The organism is Micromonospora sp. NPDC049282 (assembly GCF_043197045.1).
Lineage (GTDB): Bacteria > Actinomycetota > Actinomycetes > Mycobacteriales > Micromonosporaceae > Micromonospora.
In genome coordinates this window covers 25,185-42,527 of sequence record NZ_JBICSL010000010.1, presented here as the reverse complement: position 1 = coordinate 42,527, position 17,343 = coordinate 25,185, and the positions used below count along the sequence as shown (strand labels likewise).

Here is a 17,343-nt window from a genome sequence, read left to right as displayed (position 1 = left end):
GAACTCGATTCAAGCGATCCTGATCATGGTGGGTGCCGGGTACGTCGATGCCCGGCCGGCGCGGCCCGAGGCGGCCAGCACCGCCGCGCGCACGATCAGCGTCGGTCGGTACAGGTCCTTGTCGTGCCAGAGCGCCGGGCCGCCGACGCTTCCGTCCAGCTCGGACAGGCGACCGCGACCCCGGGTCAGCGCCGCGGCGATCCGCGCGTCCCCCGCGCGGCCCGCGCCGGCCAGGGCGAGCACCGCGTACGCGGTCTCCTCGGCGGTGCCGTGCCAGCGCCCCCAGGAGCCGTCCGGCCGCTGCGTGTCCAGCAGCCAGCCGACGCCCCGCTCCACGGCGGTCCGGGCCGCGCCGTCGGGCGCGTGGTCGGCCAGGGCGAGCAGCACCGCGAACGTCGCGTAGTAGGCCGAGGCGTGCCAGCGGTCGTCCCACCGCCCGTCCGGCTCCTGCCGCGCGACCAGCCACTCGGTCACCCGACGCCGGGCGGCCGTGACGCCGGGCCGGCTCGGGTGCTCGCCGAGCGCGTCGAGCACGTGCGCGTTGGTGGTCAGCGACGCCCCGTCCTCCCCCGGCCAGGTGCAGAAGTGCCGCCCGGTGTCGTACCCGGCGAGCGGGCCGACGCCGAGCGGCCGGCCCAGCCGGGCCAGCACGTAGAGCACGACCGAGGTGGTGTCGGCGTCGGCCGGCAGCCCGGGCGCGGTGGCCGCGCCGGACGCGCCGACGGCGGCGCGCAGCTCGGTCAGCACCGGCTCGGGCACCCGCACCGGGACGCCGGCCCGGATCAGGACGGCGAGCACCCAGGCCCGTTCGAAGACGGTGATCGGGCTGGCGCAGGGCACCGGGCCGGACCGGGCGACGGCGCGCAGGTAGTCCAGGGCGGCGCCGGGTTCGGGCCGGCCGAGCCAGGCGGCCGTGGCGGCCGGTGAGGCGCCCACCGCCCCGCTCGCCGAGGGCGACACGCCCGCCGCCCGGCAGGCCAGCTCGCCGGTCACCTCAAGCGCGTGCGCCAGCTTCTCCGGGACCGGCCGGCCGGCGGCCAGCATTCCGCGTACCCGGGTGAGCCGGGCCGGGTCGAGACCGGCCGGCAGCGGCAGGCGGGGCCGGTCCGCCCACCCGGCCAGCCCGGGCGGCGGACCCGCCGGCCCGGTGAGACGCCGGTCGACGGCGGCGAGCAGCGCCGGCACGATCAGGTCGGTGGCCGGGAGGTCGGGCGGGGTGTCGCCGCGCAGCGCGCCGGCCAGGAACGCCAGCCCTCGGTGCGCGGCGGCGGCCGACGACGACGCGGCCGTCCCGTCCCGGTGCAGCGCGGCCAGCAGGGCCTCGACGGCGCTCAACGTCGGCACCAGCGCGTAGCCGTCGGGGCCGCCCCAGCCGCCGTCCGGGCGCTGCCGGTCGAGCAGCCAGGCCAGGCGCGCGTCGTGGCCGGGGAGCCACGGCGCCGACGCGACCAACCGGCCGGTCTCGTAGACCGACGGCGAGGTCTGCCCGGCCGGGTCCCGGGCGAGCGCGTCGACCAGCTCGCGCGCGGGTCCGGTACGGGTCGCGGGCTGGGCGGTGAGGCTCACCGCACACCCCAGAAATCGGTGTGCCGGTAGAAGCCGGTGGTGTAGCCGAGTTGCCGGGACAGGAAGTCGGCCTCCCGGGGCACCTCGCCGGCCAGGTCCGTCAGCAGGACGCGGCAGTGGTCGACCTGCTCGGCGAACCGCCGCTCGATCTCCGCCGGGTCGTCCACCAGCAGCAACGCGTTGAGGTCGCCCGACTCCACGTCGCGGCGGTGGGTGCCCAGGTCGTTGACCAGCCGCAGGGCCCGCTGCACCTCGTCGCCGACCGCCACCAGCCGGTCCAGCGTGCCGGCGTCGGTCACCGATCCGGTGTGGATCCAGTGGGCCACGTTGACCACGGTGGCGGCGAGGTTGTCCGCGTTGGCCAGGTATTCGGCGAGCGTCGGGCGCCCGGTGCCCCGCCACGTCCACTCGCGGGCCATCGCGTCCAGCGTGCGTTCCATCGTGGCGCGCCAACGCCCGCGCAACGCGTGGTAGCCGGGCGCGGCCGCCACGTCGTCGCGCAGCTCGACGAGGAACCGGCCCAGCGGGTCGTCGGCGCCGGCGCCGTCGAGCACGTCCAGGCAGGTGCCGGCGATCCGGTCGACCTCGGCCCGGCTGGTCGCCTGGTGGTCGACCAGCCAGTCGACCGCGAAGCCCCACAGCACCGCCCGGTCGGTGACCGCCAGCTCCGCCGCCGTGTGCCAGGGGGCGCTGAACGCCATGGCCGAGGCGATGCTGCTGAACAGCGTCGCGTCGAACGGCTCGCCGGGGAACAGCTCCGGATGAGCCGCGGCGGCCTTCCGCAGGGCGCGCTGACCGTGTGCGGCGAGCGCGCAGATCCGGCCCTGTTCCGCCGCGGCGGCGATCGGGTCCGACACCGGTCCGCCGGTCACGCCGACTCCGCCCGGCCGGCGGCGAGCAGCGTCAGTTCGACCCGTTCGCGCGGCCGCAGCGCCGCGGCCAGGCGCAGCCCGGGTACGTCGGTGCGGCGCAGCCGGAAGCGGTAGCGGCCGAGCATCGTGGCGAGGATCAGCTGGGCCTCCAGGTAGAACAGGTACATGCCGAGGCACTGGTGCGGGCCGCCGCCGAACGGGAAGTGGGCGTACCGGTGGCGGGTCCGGATCCGCTCGGGCCGGAAGCGCTCCGGGTCGAACTCGTCCGGGCGGTCCCAGAACTGCCGCATCCGCTGGGTGATCAGCGGGCTGACCGCCATGGTGGCCCCGGCCTCGATCGGCACCCCGTCGATGACGTCCTCGGCGACCGCGCGGCGCGGGATGATCCAGCCGATCGGGTAGAGCCGCAGCAGCTCGTCGAGCACCATCCGGGTGTAGGTGAGCCGGCCCAGGTGCTCACGGCGTACCGGCCCGCCGCCCACCACCTCGTCGATCTCGGCCTGGAGCCGCTCGGCCACCTCGGGGTGCTGGTGCAGGTGGGGCCAGGCCCAGGTGAGCACGTTGATGGTGGTCTCGGTGGTGGCGGCGAACATGGCCACCGTGTCGTTGCGCACCTGCCGCTCGTCGAGCTGCCGGCCGTCGTCGGTGCGGGCCCGCCAGAGCGTGGAGATGATGTCGTCGCCCCGGTCGGCGTCGTCGCGGGTCTGCCGGACGATCGGCACCAGCACGTCGTCGACCACGCGCACCGCGCGGCGGAACGTGCGGTCGCCCGGCATGGGCAGCGACAGCGGCGCGAACGGCACCACGATCCGGGGGATGACCGCGGTGGCGATGCGGTCCTGGGCGTCGATCACGCGCATCGCGTCCGGCACCGAGATCCGGTCGGCGAAGAGCACCTTCATGATCGCCCGGCTGACGATGCGGGCCTGCTCGACGCCGATGTCGACCGGCCGGCCGGCGCGGCACGGCTCGTCCAGCTCGTCGACGGCGTCGGAGATGGCGTCGGCCATGCCGTCGATGAGCGCCTCGACCCGCTTGGCGGTGAACATCGGCTGGAGCATCCGGCGGCTGGCCGACCAGATCTGGCCCTCGCCGAGGATGCCCTCGCCGAACAGCCGCTTGACCGGGCGCCAGAACAACCCGTCGCCGGCCCGCTCGTAGTTGTCCGCCCGGTCGCGCAGCACGTGCTGCACGTGCCGGGGATGGGTGACCAGGTACGGGCGGAACGAGCCGAGGTTCAGCCGGACGAGGTCGCCGCCGGTGCGGTTGCCGATGTCGATCAGCGCGCGGGCCGGGTCCCGCAGGACGGCGGGCAGGATATGTCGCAACGGCACGGTGCGCGGCCGCCCGGTAGGTCGGGACGGACCGGACGAATCAACCACCTGAACGCTCCCTCGGGTTGACTGAGGGTCGTTACCCCGTCTCGACCCGTGAACGTTGCTCGCGAGCATGCCATCTTGAGCGGCGAATCAAAAGGCAGCCCGGAGGATATTTCACTTAACAACAATCTCTTTGTCGAGAATGGAGCCCGTGGGATATGCGTCACGCCGCAAGCTTTCCGGCGCAAGGCGGGGCCCCTTCTTAACGCTTCCGGCATAGGCGGGGCCCCCTGTCAACACGTGCCTCGCGGGCGCGGGAACGCGGGCGCGAGGGCGTCCGCTGTGCCAAGCTTCGGGCATGGACGACAAGACCATCCTGAGCCGGATCTCGGAACTCGTCGACGAGGAGCACCGGCTGCGCGCCGGCGCGCAGGAGCACGAGGCCGGCACCGACGACGAGGCGCGCGAGCGGCTGCGGCACCTGGAGGAGTCCCTGGACCAGTGCTGGGACCTGCTCCGCCGCCGGCGGGCGGCGCGGCAGGCGCACGGCGACCCGGACGCGCAGGGCGAGCGCCCGCTGCCGGAGGTCGAGCGCTACCTCCAGTGACCCGGCGGCCGGGCGCGCGGCCCGGACCCGCCTCCCGGCCGGCCCGGCACGACGCCGCCCCGCGCCCCGGGTGGGATCGGCCCGCCCGGAACGCGGAACACGGTCAGCGGATCCCCGCCTCCCGCAACAGCGTCTCGGTCAGCGCCAGCGGATCGGTGGCGGAGGCCGGCAGCCCTCGGGCGGTGAACCAGGCGGCCACCACCCGCACGTCGCGGGCCAGGAACTCGCCCCCCTGCGGGTTGGCCACCACGTCCACCACCTGCGGCAGGTCGATCATGACCAGCCGGCCGGCGTGCACGAGGAGGTTGTACGGGGACAGGTCGCCGTGGGCGTACCCGGCCCGGGCCAGCACCACCAGCGCATCGACCATCTGCTCCCACAGGTCGCGCAGCTCGGCGTCGGTGGGCCGGACCTGGGCCAGCCGGGGCGCGGCCTCTCCCGCCTCGGCGTCGCCCACGAACTCGAGCATCAGCTCGGTGCCGAGCAGCTGCACCGGGTAGGGCACGGCGATCCGCCCGGAGGCGGCGCCGATCTCCCAGAGCCGGGACAGCGCGGCGAACTCGGCCGCCGCCCACTGCCCGGCGATCATCTGCCGGCCGAACGCGGTGCGGCCGGTCATCGCCCGCATCTCCCGCGAGCGGCGGACCCGGCGGCCCTCCAGGTAACCGGCGTCGCGGTGGAAGAGCCGGTGCTGGGCGTCCCGGTAACGCTTGGCCGCCAGCAGGCAGCCCCGGTCGGTGTCCGGCACGGCGCGGCGGACCAGGTGGACGTCCGCCTCCTTGCCGGTCTTGAGCACCCCCAACTCGGTGTCCCGGGCGGCCAGCTCGGTGACCAGCCAGACCGGGTGCGGCTCGGGGCCGTGGACGGCCTGGTCCCAGGAGGACCAGTGGTCCTCCGTGTCGGGTTCCGCGTCCGGGTCGGCGAGGGTCGGCTGGGGCCGACCCCGCTTCAGGAAGTGGGATTCGTCGTCGTCGAAGCGGCTCTTGCCGCGGCCACGGCGCTGCGGCGCCGGGAGGTCGTGATCGCGCACGGGTGGATCTGTCCTTCGATCGAGGCTGGTGGAGGCAGGCGGAACGACCCTGCAAAGACGGCCATGACCGACCTCCTCTCCTCGACCGGGCGACACCCGGCTGCGCCCTCGCGCGACACCATGTTCGTGGGCCGCGCCGGGCAGGTCAAACGATTTTCCGCTCAGCCCGCCAGCACGGCGGCCACGGCCGGAATCACCCCGTCCTCGACCCGGGTCGGCGCGAACCGGGGGTCCGACCAGCGGCGTCCGCGGTGCAGCCAGACGCTGGGCAGGCCCACCGCGGTCGCGCCGCCGATGTCCGCCTCCGGGCTGTCGCCGACCACCCACGCGCCGCGCAGCGGCATCCGGGCCCGCTGGGCGGCGAGCGCGAAGATCCGCGGGTTGGGCTTGCTGACCCCGGCCTCCTCGGAGATCACCCAGTCGGCGACGTACCGGTCCAGGCCGGTTTTGCGGATCTTGGTGTCCTGCTGGCGCGCCGCGCCGTTGGTGACCACGACCGGCACCCAGCCGGCGTCGGCGGCGATCCGCAGGGCGCACGCCACCAGCGGGTCGAGCCGCATGTGCTCCACCACGCCGTCGCGCAGCTCGTCGACCAGGTCGATCGAGGGGATGCGCAGGCCGTAGCGATCACGGATGGCGTCGGCCACGTCCCAGCGGTCGGTCAACCCGTCGGCGTCGACGGAGACCAGCCAGTCGAGGTCGACGGTGGGCGCGCCGACGCTGGCCAGGAAGCGTGCTCCCCAGGCGCGGAACGACCCGTCGCGGTCCAGGAGGGTGTTGTCCAGATCGAGCAGGAGCAACGGCACCTGAGCACCCTACGGGAACGGCCGAGGCACCGGCAGGGCCGAGGGGCCCCCGTCGCGCTCAGGCGACGAACGTGGCGCGGGCGGCGCCGGCGTCCGGCAGCCGGTCGAGCAGCATGGTGTGCGCCGCGCGGGTGTCCGCCAGGACGCTCGGGTCCAGCGACGCCACCAGCACGTCCTCGCCGGTGTCCGCGCCCCGGGCCAGCGGCCGGCCCTCCGGGTCGTAGACCGCCGCGCCACCGTTGAACCGCCAGGGATCCGCCCCGCCGACCGCGTTGGCGAACACCACGAACATGGTGTTGTCCAGCGCCCGGGCGGCGTAGTAGAGGTCGCGGCGGTGCGCCGAGCCGGCCAGGTAGCCGCTGGGGCAGAGGTAGCCGTGCGCGCCGTCGGCCGCCGCGGCCCGGCCGTGCTCGGGGAAGCAGCCGTCGTAACAGATGCCCAGGCCGAACCGCCACTGGTCGACCACAAGCGTGGCGCCCCGCCGGCCGGCGACGAACAGCTCGCGCTCGCCGCCCCAGAGCTGCTGCTTGTCGTACGCGGCGGTGACCGTGCCGCCCGGGTCCACGACCAGCGACGAGATGGTGCGCCGCCGGTCGGGGTGCCGGACTGCGGCACCGATCACCACGGCGGCTCCGGCGTCCCGGGCGGCGACGCGCAGCGGGTCCAGCCTCGGGTCGTCGACCCGTCCGTCGGGGTCGGCGACGACGTCCGTGCCGGCCGGGTCGGCGCCCAGCGTCGGCGGGTGGTACGCCGGCAGGAACAGCTCGGGCAGCACCGCCACGCGGGCGCCGGCGGCGCGGCCGACCAGGCGGGCGGCGGCGTGCGCGTTGCCGGCGACGTCGCCGGGCACCGGTCGGGCCTGCACGGCGGCGACGGTCAGCGGGGCGGTGGGAAGGGACACGACCGGGATCGTAGCGAACAGTTCTCGCAAGCCGTACGTACGGTTTGCGTCGACCCCTTCTCACCTGCGACGATCGTGACGTGCCCAGAGTAAGTCAGGACCAGCTCGACGCGCGCCGGCAGGAGATCCTCACCGCGGCGCGGGCGTGTTTCGCCCGGCACGGCTACGAGGGCGCCACCGTGCGACGGCTGGAGGAGGCCACCGGCCTCTCCCGGGGCGCGATCTTCCACCACTTCCGCGACAAGGACTCGCTCTTCCTCGCCGTGGCCGAGGACGACGCCGCCGCCATGGTGGAGACGGTCGCCCGCAACGGCCTCGTCCAGGTGATGCAGGACCTGCTGGCCCGCGCGGTCTCCCCGGACACCACCGGCTGGCTCGGCAGCCAGCTCGAGGTCTCCCGCCGGCTGCGCACCGACCCGGCGTTCGCCAAGCGCTGGTCCGAGCGCTCCGCGGCCATCGCCGAGGCCACCCGGGAGCGCCTGCTCCGCCAGCGCGAGGCCGGCGTGCTCCGCGACGACGTGCCGATCGACGTGCTCGCGCAGTTCCTCGAACTGGCCTACGACGGGCTGGTGCTGCACCTGGCGATGGGCCGGCCCGCCGGCGACCTGATCCGGGTGCTCGACCTGGTCGAGGAGGCCGTCCGCCGGCACTGAGTCTCGGTCCGGTAACTGCCCCCGCCGAGGAGATCAACGCTGGCGCACCTGCTCCACAATGGGCCGCGACCCCCTCGCGACAGGAGCAGCCCATGACCGTCCTCGCGGCCGACACCTGGGGCGTACCCGGCCCCGTCTTCCTGCGCTGGTACCTCGTCGCGGCCGTCGTTCTGGTCGTCGGCGTGGCGGGGTACCGGTTCCGCGCGCTGACCGGCACCGCCGTGACCGATCACGGCGCGCTCGGGCCGCAGCAGGTCGCGTACCTCAACGGGGGCGACCAACTCGCGGTCTGGACCTCGCTCGGCGGGCTACGCCGGGCCGGCGCGGTCGGCGCGCACCCGGACCGGCGGCTGGCCCCCGGCGGGCCGCTGCCGGCCGGCGTCACCCCGCTGGACCAGGCGATCCACCACGCGGCGAGCCGCGGCCTGCGGTCCCGCGAACTGGGCCGGGACGAATGGGTCCGGCGCGCTCTCGACAGTCTGCGTGACGATCTGGTGCGTCGGGGCCTGGCCCTGGACCAGGAGCGGCGCCGGGCGTTGCGGCGCGGGTCGAAGCTGATCTTCGCCCTGCTCGCGCTCGGCGTCGTGCGTGCCTTCGTCGGGCTGACCAACGGCCGCCCGGCCGGCTGGCTGCTGCTCACCCTGTTCCCGCTCTTCGGAGCGTTCCTGCTGCTCAACCGCGTGCCCTGGCGCACCCGGGCGGCCACCGCCGCGCTGCGCGACCTGCGCCGCCGGCACGCCTGGCTGCGCCCCTCCGCCGCACCGGCGTACGCCACCTACGGCCCGTCGGACGCGGCCCTGGGCGTGGCGCTGTTCGGCACCGCCACGCTCTGGACCATGGACCCGGGCTTCGCCGAGCAGGCCGAGATCCAGCGCCAGGCGATGGGCACCGCCGGCAGCTCCGGCACCTCGTGCGGCGGCGGCAGCTCCTGCTCCGGGGGCAGTTCCTCCTGCGGCGGCGGCAGCTCCTGCGGCGGTGGCGGCGGATGCGGAGGCGGCGGCGGGTGCGGCGGATGAGCGGCCCGTCCGGCGTCGGCATCGGCTGGCGTCCCGAGATCGCCGGCTTCGTGGCCGGGTTGCCGGGGCTGCGCTTCGTCGAGGTCGTCGCGGAGGGGGTGACCCCGGGCGGGCCGCTGCCCGACGGCCTGACCGAGCTGCGCGAACGCGGCGTCACCGTGGTACCCCACGGGGTGCGGCTCTCGCTCGGCGGCGCGGAACCGGTCGACCCGCACCGGGTGGCGCACCTGGCCGGGGTGGCCGCGGCGCTGGCGGCGCCGCTGGTCAGCGAGCACATCGCGTTCGTGCGGGCCGGCGGGCTGGAGGCCGGTCACCTGCTGCCGCTGCCACGCAGCCGGGAGGCGGTGGCCGCGGTGGTGGCAAACGTCCGGCGGGCACAGGCGGAGCTGCCGGTGCCGCTGGCGCTGGAGCCGATCGCGGCGCTCTTCGACTGGCCCGACGACGAACTGGACGAGGCCGACTTCCTCACCGAGATCCTCGACGCCACCGGGGCGCTGCTGCTGCTCGACGTCGCCAACGTGCACGCCAACGCCCGCAACCGGGGCGGCGACGCCGCCGCGCTGCTGGACCGGCTGCCGCTGGAGCGGATCGCCTACGTCCACGTGGCCGGTGGCGCCGAGGCCGGCGGCTTCTACCACGACACGCACACCGACCCGGTGCCTGCCGCGGTGCTCGACCTGGTCCGCCAGCTCTGCGACCGGCGTCGTCCGCCGGCGCTGCTGCTGGAGCGCGACGGCCACTACCCGCCCGCCGCCGAGCTGCGCGGCGAGTTGGACGCACTGGCCGCCGCCTCCGGTCACCCGGTGGTCACGTGAGCGGCGACCTGGCGGCCCGGCAGGCCGAACTGGTCGCGGCGCTGGTGGCCGGCGGGCCGCTGCCGTCCGGCTTCGCCCCGGCGCCGGTCGACGCGGCCCGCCGGGCGCTGCTGCGCAAGCGGGCCGGCGACGTGGCCCGGCACTGGCCGCTGCTCGCCGCCGGCCTGGGCGCCGACTGGCCGGCGGTGTTCACCGGCTGGGCGGACGGACGCCCCACCAGCGGTTCCCTGCGCGACGGCTGGGACCTGGCCCGCGAGCTGCGCGACCGGGGCGCGCTGCCGCCGCTGGGCGCGGAGGAGCTGGCCGTGCGCGAGGCCGCGAGCCGCTACGACGGCCGCGCCGCGCCCCGGCCCCGCCGCCTGCCGGCGCTCGCCCGCACCGGCGGCGCCGTCGCGATCCAGCTCGCCGGCCGGGTACGCCTGCTGCGGCCCGCCCCGCGCTGACAGGCGCCGTCCGGTACGGCAGGATCGGACGCATGGATCTCGGACTCGCCGACCGGGTGTACGTGCTGACCGGCGCCTCCGGCGGCCTCGGTTTCGCCACCGCCCAGCAGCTCGTCGCCGACGGCGCCCGGGTGGTGGTCGCCGCCCGGGCCCCGGAACGGGTGGCCGCCGCCGTCGAGGCGCTCGGCGACCCGGAGCGGGCCATCGGGCTGACCGCCGACCTCGCCGATCCCGGCACCCCGGCCCGCCTCGTCGCGGCGGCGCGTGAGCACTTCGGCCGCCTCGACGGCGCGCTGATCTCGGTCGGCGGCCCACCCCGGGGCACCGCCGCCGAGATCACCGACGAGCAGTGGCGGGAGTCGTTCGAGACGGTCTTCCTGGGCAGCGTCCGGGTCGCCCGGACGGTGGCCGGCGCGCTCACCGACGGCGGCGCGATCGGCCTGGTGCTGTCCACCTCGGCGCGCGCGCCGCTGACCGGCCTCGGCATCTCCAACGGCCTGCGCCCCGGCCTGGCCGGCGTGGCGAAGGACCTGGCCGACGAGTACGGCCCGCGCGGCGTACGGGTGCTGAGCCTGCTGCCCGGGCGGATCATGACCGACCGCAACCGGGACCTGCTGGCCGCCACCGGCGACGCCGACCGGGCCCGCGCCGAGGCGGAGGCGGCCATCCCGCTGGGCCGCATCGGCGACCCGGCCGAGTTCGGCCGGGTGGCCGCGTTCCTGCTCTCCCCCGCCGCGAGCTACGTCACCGGGATCACCGTTCCGGTCGACGGCGGCGCGCTGCGTGGGCTGTGACGGCGGCCGATGACCTCGCAGCCTTGCGACGGCGCGCCGAGGCGCTCGCGGCCCGTGACGGCACGCCGATGAACGACCGACGCCGTCCCGCCGGCGGGCGGCCCGAACCCGCGACCGGTCCCGGCGCGCCCGCCCGCCGCCACCCGCGACCCAGCCGGGAGCAGCTCGCCGCCGCGGCCGACCGGCTGCTGCCCGACGTGATCGCGCCCGGGCTGGACGTGCTCTTCGTCGGCATCAACCCGGGCCTGTGGTCGGCGGCCACCGGCTGGCACTTCGCCCGCCCGGGCAACCGGTTCTGGCCGGCGCTGCACCGCGGCGGGTTCACCCCGCGACTGCTGCACCCCAGCGAGCAGGACGAGCTGCCCGCGCTCGGGCTGGGCATCACCAACATGGTGGCCCGGGCCAGCGCCCGCGCCGACGAGCTGACCGCCGGGGAACTGGTCGACGGCGCCCGCGAACTGACCGCGAAGGTCGAGCGCCACCGGCCGCGCTGGGTGGCGGTGGTCGGGGTGACCGCCTACCGGATCGGGTTCGCCCGGCCGAAGGCCGGCTTCGGGCCGCAGCCGGAGCCGCTCGGGCCGGCGCGGCTCTGGGTGCTGCCCAACCCGAGCGGGCTGAACGCACACTTCACCCCGGAGACGCTCGGCGCCGCCTTCGGCGAGCTGCGGACGGCAGTCGTCGCCGGCTAGCGGATCGTCGGGCCGCTGTGTCAGGGTCAATCTCCGAGCCGGGTCGTCAGTTGGCGGCGGCCGGCGGCATGGCCTCCTGGGCGACGTAGGTGCCCATCGGCACCGTGGTCACCACCGTCTCCGGCTGCTCCGGCTCGACGTAGGGCGCCGCGGAGTCGGCGACCGCGAACTGGGTCCGGTAGAGCTCGGCGTAGAGACCGCCGACCGCCACCAGCTCGTCGTGCCGGCCGCGCTCGACGATCCGCCCCTCGTCGAGGACCAGGATCTGGTCGGCGTCGCGCACGGTGGAGAGCCGGTGCGCGATCACCAGCGCGGTACGCCCGGTCAGCGCCACCGACAGCGCCCGCTGCACCGCCGCCTCGCTCTCCGAGTCGAGGTGCGCGGTGGCCTCGTCGAGGATCACGATCGACGGGGCCTTGAGCAGCAGCCGGGCGATGGCGATGCGTTGCTTCTCACCGCCGGAGAAGCGGTAGCCCCGCTCCCCGACCGTGGTGTCGAGCCCGTCGGGCAGGGCCCGGACCAGGTCGGCGACCTGTGCGCCGGCCAGCGCGGCCCAGATCTCGTCGTCGGTGGCGTCGGGCTTGGCGTAGCGGAGGTTCTCCCGGATCGTCTCGTGGAACAGGTGCGAATCCTGGGTGACCACGCCGATCTCGTCGCGCAGCGAGGCGAGCGTCGCGTCGCGCACGTCGACGCCGCCGACCAGCACCTGGCCGTCGCTGACGTCGTAGATCCGGGAGATCAGCATGGACAGCGTCGACTTGCCGGCGCCGGACGGACCGACAAGCGCCACCATCTGTCCCGGTTCGACGGCGAACGAGACGCCCTTGAGCACCGGCTCGTTGACCGTCCGGTCGAGCGTGGCGACCTCCTCCAGCGAGGCCAGCGACACCTCGGCGGCGCTCGGGTAGCGGAAGCGCACGTCGCGGAACTCGACCCGGCCGTTGCCCCGGGGCACCGGCACGGCGTCGGGCTTCTCCTCGATGCCGGGACGCAGGTCGAGCACCTCGAAGACCCGGTCGAAGGAGACGAGCGCGCTCATCACGTCGACCCGGACGTTGGAGAGCGCGGTGAGGGGACCGTAGAGGCGGGTGAGCAGCAGCGCCAGCTTGACCACGGTGCCCGCGCTGACCGCGCCGGCGACGGCGAGCCAGCCGCCCAACCCGTAGGTGAGCGCCTGGGCGAGGGAGGCGACCAGCAGCATCGCCACGAAGAAGGTGCGGGAGTACATCGCGGACTGGATGCCGATGTCGCGGACCCGCTCGGCCCGGCCGGCGAACCGTGTGGCCTCCACCTCGGGCGCGCCGAAGAGCTTGACCAGCAACGCGCCCGAGACGTTGAACCGCTCGGTCATGGTGGCGTTCATCTTCGCGTCGAGGTTGTAGGACTCGCGGGTGATCTCGGCCAGCCGCCGGCCGACCCGGCGGGCCGGGATGATGAAGATCGGCAGCAGCACCAGCGCCAGCACGGTGATCTGCCAGGACAGCACCAGCATCGCCCCGGCGGTGAGCACGAGCTGGATGACGTTGCTGACCACCCCGGACAGCGTCGAGGTGAACGCGCGCTGGGCGCCGAGCACGTCGTTGTTGAGCCGGCTGACCAGCGCGCCGGTCTGGGTGCGGGTGAAGAACTGCAGCGGCATCCGCTGGACGTGGTCGTAGACCCGGGTGCGCAGGTCGAGGATGATGCCCTCGCCGATGCGGGCCGAATACCACCGCTGGGCCAGCGAGAAGAGCGCGTCGGCCACGGCCAGCACGGCGATGATCACCGCGAGCCGGACCACGGTCTGACGGGCGTCGGACTTCCCGCCGGCGATCGCGTCGATCACGTCACCGGCGAGCAGCGGGGTGGCGACGCCGATCACCGCGGCCACGATCACGGTGATCAGGAAGACGACGATGTCACGCCGGTAGGGCTGGGCGAACGCGACGATCCGCCGGGCGGTGCCGCGCTTGAGCCGGTGCGCGGAGACCTCGTCGCGGTTGCGCAGCGACCGGAGCATGCTCCAGCCGCCCATGCCGCCGCCGGCCATGTGGTTGGACATCGTCACCTCCGGATCGTCGGGCAGCATGAACCGTCGAGGTCAATTCTCCCGACGCCTGTGACAACCTCGCGAGTAACCCGGATCTTCCCGAACGGTCCTTACTATTCGCCCCGGCCGGCGAGGTCCCGGATCCGCCTCGTCTGCGCCTCCCGCTCGGCCCGCTGCTGCTCGGCGTGCGAGCGTCCGGACGCGCCGGCGAGCAACGCCTTGATCTCCACGATCGCGTCCCGGTTGTTGGCCAGCAGCCCGGCGGAGAGGTCGCGCACCGAGGCGTCCAGCTCGTCGTTCGGCACCACCAGGGTGGCCAGGCCGATCCGGTCCGCCTCGGCGGCGTCCATCCGGCGGCCGGTGGCGCAGATCTCCAGGGCCCGGGAGTAGCCGACCAGCTCGACCAGGCGACGGGTGCCGGCCAGGTCGGGAACCAGACCGAGGGTCACCTCGGCCATCGAGAGCTTGGCGTCGGCGGCGAGCACGCGCAGGTCACAGGCGAGGGCGAGCTGGAGACCGGCGCCGATCGCGTGGCCCTGCACCGCGGCGATCGAGATGACGTCCGGCCGGTGCAGCCAGGTGAAGCCGCCCTGGTATTCGGCGATCCGGTCGGCGCACTCGCGCTCCGGGAGGGTGGCCAGCTCGGCGAAGGAGCCCGGCCCGGAGGCGCCGGCGACCGCCAGGTCCAGCCCGGCGGAGAAGGACCGGCCCTCGCCGCGCACCACCACGACCCGGACGTCACCGGGCAGGTCCCGGGAGAAGTCGCCCATGGCGCGCCACATGGCCGGGGTCTGGGCGTTGAGCACGTCGGGCCGGCACAACGTCACCGTCGCGACCGGCCCGTCGCAGTCGAGTCGAACTCCGGCCGTCTCGGCGGTCACCTGACCACCCGGAGCGCGACGCTGATGGACGACGCTGGGGGGCGGGTCACGCCTTCTTGCGGCGCCGGGCGCCGCCGCGCTGCCGCAACTGCACCCCGGACTCGGTGAGCACCCGGTGGATGAATCCGTAGGAACGGCCGGTCGAGGCCGCCAGCGCACGGATGCTCTCACCCCCGGTGTACCGCTTTACCAGGTCTTTGGCGAGCGTCTGACGCTCGGCCCCGACGATCCGGCGACCCTTCTCAGTGCTGGTGGCTGTGCCGGTGGCTGCCATGCTGATTCCTCACGTCCCAGACTGTGCGGTTCGGATACGGTCCCACCTATTAGACCGCCTCGGACGATCATGCGCCAGATATCAACTATTCGCCAACCGACACGCTACGCATTGTCAGCTTCCCGATAGAGTGATCCTTCCGACCGCCAGATCCGTACCGGCAGCTCCGATGACGGGGTCGTATGGTGCGCCGGTGACCGACCTGATCGCCGCCGCGGCCGGCGCCGCCGGCGTGTTCGCCGCCACCAACCTCGACGACATCGTCGTGCTCACCGTGCTGTTCGTGGCGGCCCGGCGCAGCGGCCGGCCACGGCCCTGGCAGATCGTCGCCGGCCAGTACGCGGGCATCGGCGCGCTGGTCGCCGTCGCGGTGGTGGCCGCCGCCGGCCTGCTGGTGGTGCCCGACCCGTGGCCCGGCCTGCTCGGGCTGCTGCCGATCGCGCTCGGCATCCGGGCGCTGCCGGGCCGGGGCGCCGACGACGACGAACCGCCGGCGGTGGTCGGCACCCTGCTCGGCGTCGCCGGGGTCACGGTGGCCAACGGCGCCGACAACATCGCCGTCTACGTGCCGGTCTTCCGTGCCCTCGGCCCGGCCACCGGCCTGGCGTACCTGCTGGTCTTCGCCGCCCTGATCGCGGTCTGGTGCGGCGTCGCCGCCGCGCTCGGCGGGCATCCGCGGGTGGTGGCGCTGGTCGGCCGAGTCGGCCACTGGCTGGTGCCGGCGATCTTCATCGCCATCGGCGCGACCATCGTGCTCACCTCCGGCGTCCTCCCCCGGCTCGCCGAACTCCTGCGCTGACAGTCACGCCAGCTCGACCAGCTCCAGCAGGTCGTCCGACCACGCGTCCTCGTCGCCGTCGGGCAGCAGGATCGCGCGGTCCGGCTTGAGCGCGGTGACCGCGCCCGGGTCGTGGGTGACCAGCACGATCGCGCCCGGATAGCGGGCGATGGCGTCGAGCACCTGCTCCCGGCTGACCGGGTCGAGGTTGTTCGTCGGCTCGTCCAGCAGCAGCACGTTGGCGCCCGAACAGACCAGGGTGGCAAGCGCCAACCGGGTCTTCTCGCCGCCGGAGAGCACGCCGGCCGGCTTGTCCACGTCGTCGCCGGAGAACAGGAACGCGCCGAGGATCTTGCGCAGGTCGGTGTCGGTCTGGTCCGAGGCGGCGCTGCGCATGTGCTCCAGGATGGTCCGGTCCACGTCCAGCGTCTCGTGCTCCTGGGCGTAGTAGCCGAGCCGCAGGCCGTGCCCGGGGCGCACCTCGCCGGTGTCCGGCTCCAGCAGGCCGCCGAGCATCCGCAGCAGGGTGGTCTTGCCGGCACCGTTGAGGCCGAGGATGGCCACCCGGGAGCCGCGGTCCACCGCGACGTTCACGTCGGTGAAGATCTCCAACGACCCGTACGACTTGGACAGGCCGGCGGCGGTCAGCGGCGTCTTGCCGCACGGCGCCGGGTTGGGGAAGCGCACCTTGGCCACCCGGTCGGACACCCGGACCTCGTCGAGGCCCGAGAGCAGCCGCTCGGCGCGCCGGGCCATGTTCTGCGCGGCGACGGTCTTGGTGGCCTTGGCCCGCATCTTGTCCGCCTGGGCCATCAGCGCGCCGGCCTTCTTCTCGGCGTTGGCCCGCTCCCGGCGGCGGCGGCGCTCGTCGGTCTCCCGCGCCTCCAGGTACGCCTTCCAGCCGAGGTTGTAGGTGTCGACCACGGACCGGGTGGCGTCCAGGAACCAGACCTTGTTGACCACGGCCTCCAGCAGCGACGCGTCGTGGGAGATCACGATCAGGCCGCCCTTGTGGTTGCCGAGGAAGCCGCGCAGCCAGGTGATCGAGTCGGCGTCGAGGTGGTTGGTGGGCTCGTCCAGCAGCAGGATGCCGCCGCCGTTCTCGCCCGCGTCGCGGAACAGGATCCGGGCCAGCTCGATGCGCCGGCGCTGACCGCCGGAGAGCGTGCCGATGGTCTGCGCCAGGGCGCGGTCGGGCAGGCCGAGGTTGGCGCAGATGCGGGCCGCCTCGGCCTCCGCCGCGTAGCCGCCGAGCGAGGCGAACTGGTCCTCCAGCGCGCCGTAGCGGCGGACCAGCCGCTCGTCGTCGGCGCCCTCGGCGAGCTTGTTCTCCAGCTCCGTCATCTGGGCCATCAGCACGTCCAGGCCGCGCGCGGAGAGGACCCGGTCCCGCCCGGTGACCTCCAGATCGCCGGTACGCGGGTCCTGCGGCAGGTAGCCGATGGCGCTGCGCCTGTCGATCTGCCCGCCGTACGGCTGGCCCTCCCCGGCGAGCACCTTCAGGGTGGTGGTCTTGCCGGCGCCGTTGCGCCCGACCAGGCCGATCCGGTCTCCCGGCTGCACCCGCAGGGTGGTGTCGGACAGCAGGATCCGGGAACCGGCGCGCAGTTCCAGGCCGGTGGCAGTGATCATTTCGGAGTACTCGCTCTCGGGGTCCGGAAGGGCTGACTCAGGGCACGCGAAAGCGCCGGCGGGTCGTCATCTCCCGTCGGCGCGGGGCCGTTCAGCCTTCGCAGCGCAGCACGGGACAAGTGTACCGGGCGCGTCGCGCCGCCCCCGTCGGATTACCAGACAAGATCATCGGGTACCGAATGCGCCGTCCGGACCCGGTCCGGTACCGCAACCACCACACACGGACAGATCGGTGATC

The 17,343-nt window shown here is 74.6% G+C and carries 18 protein-coding genes; 8 read left to right on the top strand and 10 right to left on the bottom strand.

Annotated features, from left to right (window positions below; translation table 11 throughout):
* Positions 1–9: 9 nt before the first annotated feature.
* From ACGFI2_RS17535 to ACGFI2_RS17525, 3 genes are read right to left on the bottom strand one after another with little or no spacing between them, the layout of a single operon-like run.
* Positions 10–1,566, bottom strand: coding sequence for a prenyltransferase/squalene oxidase repeat-containing protein (locus tag ACGFI2_RS17535; protein ID WP_393517735.1), 1,557 nt, complete (start codon positions 1,564–1,566; stop codon positions 10–12).
* Positions 1,563–2,438, bottom strand: coding sequence for a terpene synthase family protein (locus ACGFI2_RS17530; protein WP_393517732.1), 876 nt, complete (start codon positions 2,436–2,438; stop codon positions 1,563–1,565). Before ACGFI2_RS17530 ends, ACGFI2_RS17535 begins: the two co-directional genes overlap by 4 nt.
* The gene (locus ACGFI2_RS17525; protein WP_393518172.1) at positions 2,435–3,772 is read right to left on the bottom strand and encodes a cytochrome P450; all 1,338 of its coding nucleotides are present in this window, start codon (positions 3,770–3,772) and stop codon (positions 2,435–2,437) included. The genes ACGFI2_RS17530 and ACGFI2_RS17525 overlap by 4 nt, the downstream gene beginning before the upstream one ends.
* A 343-nt stretch (positions 3,773–4,115) precedes the next feature.
* On the opposite strand from ACGFI2_RS17525, the gene ACGFI2_RS17520 reads away from it, so the two are divergent.
* The gene (locus tag ACGFI2_RS17520) at positions 4,116–4,364 is read left to right on the top strand and encodes a DUF2630 family protein (RefSeq protein ID WP_393517729.1); all 249 of its coding nucleotides are present in this window, start codon (positions 4,116–4,118) and stop codon (positions 4,362–4,364) included.
* Between the two features lie 103 nt (positions 4,365–4,467).
* On the opposite strand, the gene ACGFI2_RS17515 is transcribed toward ACGFI2_RS17520, so the two are convergent.
* The 3 genes from ACGFI2_RS17515 to ACGFI2_RS17505 form a co-directional block, all read right to left on the bottom strand.
* Positions 4,468–5,394 carry a serine protein kinase RIO gene (locus ACGFI2_RS17515; RefSeq protein WP_393517726.1) on the bottom strand — a complete coding sequence of 309 codons (927 nt, stop codon included), beginning with the start codon at positions 5,392–5,394 and terminating at the stop codon, positions 4,468–4,470.
* Positions 5,395–5,555: 161 nt separating this feature from the next.
* Positions 5,556–6,200 (bottom strand): HAD family hydrolase, encoded by a 645-nt coding sequence (locus ACGFI2_RS17510; RefSeq protein ID WP_393517723.1) that lies wholly within the window; start codon positions 6,198–6,200, stop codon positions 5,556–5,558.
* A gap of 58 nt (positions 6,201–6,258) precedes the next feature.
* The gene (locus ACGFI2_RS17505) at positions 6,259–7,101 is read right to left on the bottom strand and encodes a carbon-nitrogen hydrolase family protein (protein ID WP_393517720.1); all 843 of its coding nucleotides are present in this window, start codon (positions 7,099–7,101) and stop codon (positions 6,259–6,261) included.
* A gap of 80 nt (positions 7,102–7,181) precedes the next feature.
* Between ACGFI2_RS17505 and ACGFI2_RS17500 the strand changes: the two genes are divergently transcribed.
* The 6 genes from ACGFI2_RS17500 (at position 7,182) to mug (ending at position 11,511) form a co-directional block, all read left to right on the top strand.
* On the top strand, positions 7,182–7,754 hold the full coding sequence (locus tag ACGFI2_RS17500) for a TetR/AcrR family transcriptional regulator (RefSeq protein WP_393517717.1): 573 nt from the start codon (positions 7,182–7,184) through the stop codon (positions 7,752–7,754).
* A 92-nt stretch (positions 7,755–7,846) separates the two neighbouring features.
* Entirely contained in the window at positions 7,847–8,770 is a 924-nt protein-coding gene (locus ACGFI2_RS17495; protein ID WP_393517714.1) for a TIGR04222 domain-containing membrane protein, read from the top strand.
* Positions 8,767–9,585, top strand: a complete 819-nt coding sequence (locus ACGFI2_RS17490) for a DUF692 domain-containing protein (protein ID WP_393517711.1) — start codon at positions 8,767–8,769, stop codon at positions 9,583–9,585. The genes ACGFI2_RS17495 and ACGFI2_RS17490 overlap by 4 nt, the downstream gene beginning before the upstream one ends.
* Positions 9,582–10,028, top strand: coding sequence for a hypothetical protein (locus tag ACGFI2_RS17485; protein ID WP_393517708.1), 447 nt, complete (start codon positions 9,582–9,584; stop codon positions 10,026–10,028). The genes ACGFI2_RS17490 and ACGFI2_RS17485 overlap by 4 nt, the downstream gene beginning before the upstream one ends.
* Positions 10,029–10,060: 32 nt before the next feature.
* On the top strand, positions 10,061–10,822 hold the full coding sequence (locus ACGFI2_RS17480; protein WP_393517705.1) for an SDR family oxidoreductase: 762 nt from the start codon (positions 10,061–10,063) through the stop codon (positions 10,820–10,822).
* A gap of 68 nt (positions 10,823–10,890) precedes the next feature.
* Complete coding sequence (gene mug, locus ACGFI2_RS17475) at positions 10,891–11,511, top strand: G/U mismatch-specific DNA glycosylase (protein WP_393518169.1); 621 nt, start codon at positions 10,891–10,893, stop codon at positions 11,509–11,511.
* A gap of 46 nt (positions 11,512–11,557) precedes the next feature.
* Here mug and ACGFI2_RS17470 read toward each other — a convergent pair whose 3' ends face one another.
* The 3 genes from ACGFI2_RS17470 to ACGFI2_RS17460 form a co-directional block, all read right to left on the bottom strand.
* Positions 11,558–13,540, bottom strand: a complete 1,983-nt coding sequence (locus ACGFI2_RS17470; RefSeq protein WP_393518166.1) for an ABC transporter ATP-binding protein — start codon at positions 13,538–13,540, stop codon at positions 11,558–11,560.
* 113 nt (positions 13,541–13,653) lie between these two features.
* Complete coding sequence (locus ACGFI2_RS17465) at positions 13,654–14,421, bottom strand: enoyl-CoA hydratase/isomerase family protein (protein ID WP_393517702.1); 768 nt, start codon at positions 14,419–14,421, stop codon at positions 13,654–13,656.
* 46 nt (positions 14,422–14,467) lie between these two features.
* Positions 14,468–14,695, bottom strand: a complete 228-nt coding sequence (locus ACGFI2_RS17460) for a helix-turn-helix domain-containing protein (RefSeq protein WP_007072022.1) — start codon at positions 14,693–14,695, stop codon at positions 14,468–14,470.
* 193 nt (positions 14,696–14,888) lie between these two features.
* On the opposite strand from ACGFI2_RS17460, the gene ACGFI2_RS17455 reads away from it, so the two are divergent.
* On the top strand, positions 14,889–15,494 hold the full coding sequence (locus ACGFI2_RS17455) for a cadmium resistance transporter (protein ID WP_393517699.1): 606 nt from the start codon (positions 14,889–14,891) through the stop codon (positions 15,492–15,494).
* A gap of 3 nt (positions 15,495–15,497) precedes the next feature.
* Here the strand turns inward: ACGFI2_RS17455 and ACGFI2_RS17450 are convergent, their stop codons facing one another.
* Positions 15,498–17,105, bottom strand: coding sequence for an ABC-F family ATP-binding cassette domain-containing protein (locus ACGFI2_RS17450; protein ID WP_393517696.1), 1,608 nt, complete (start codon positions 17,103–17,105; stop codon positions 15,498–15,500).
* Positions 17,106–17,343: the final 238 nt, after the last annotated feature.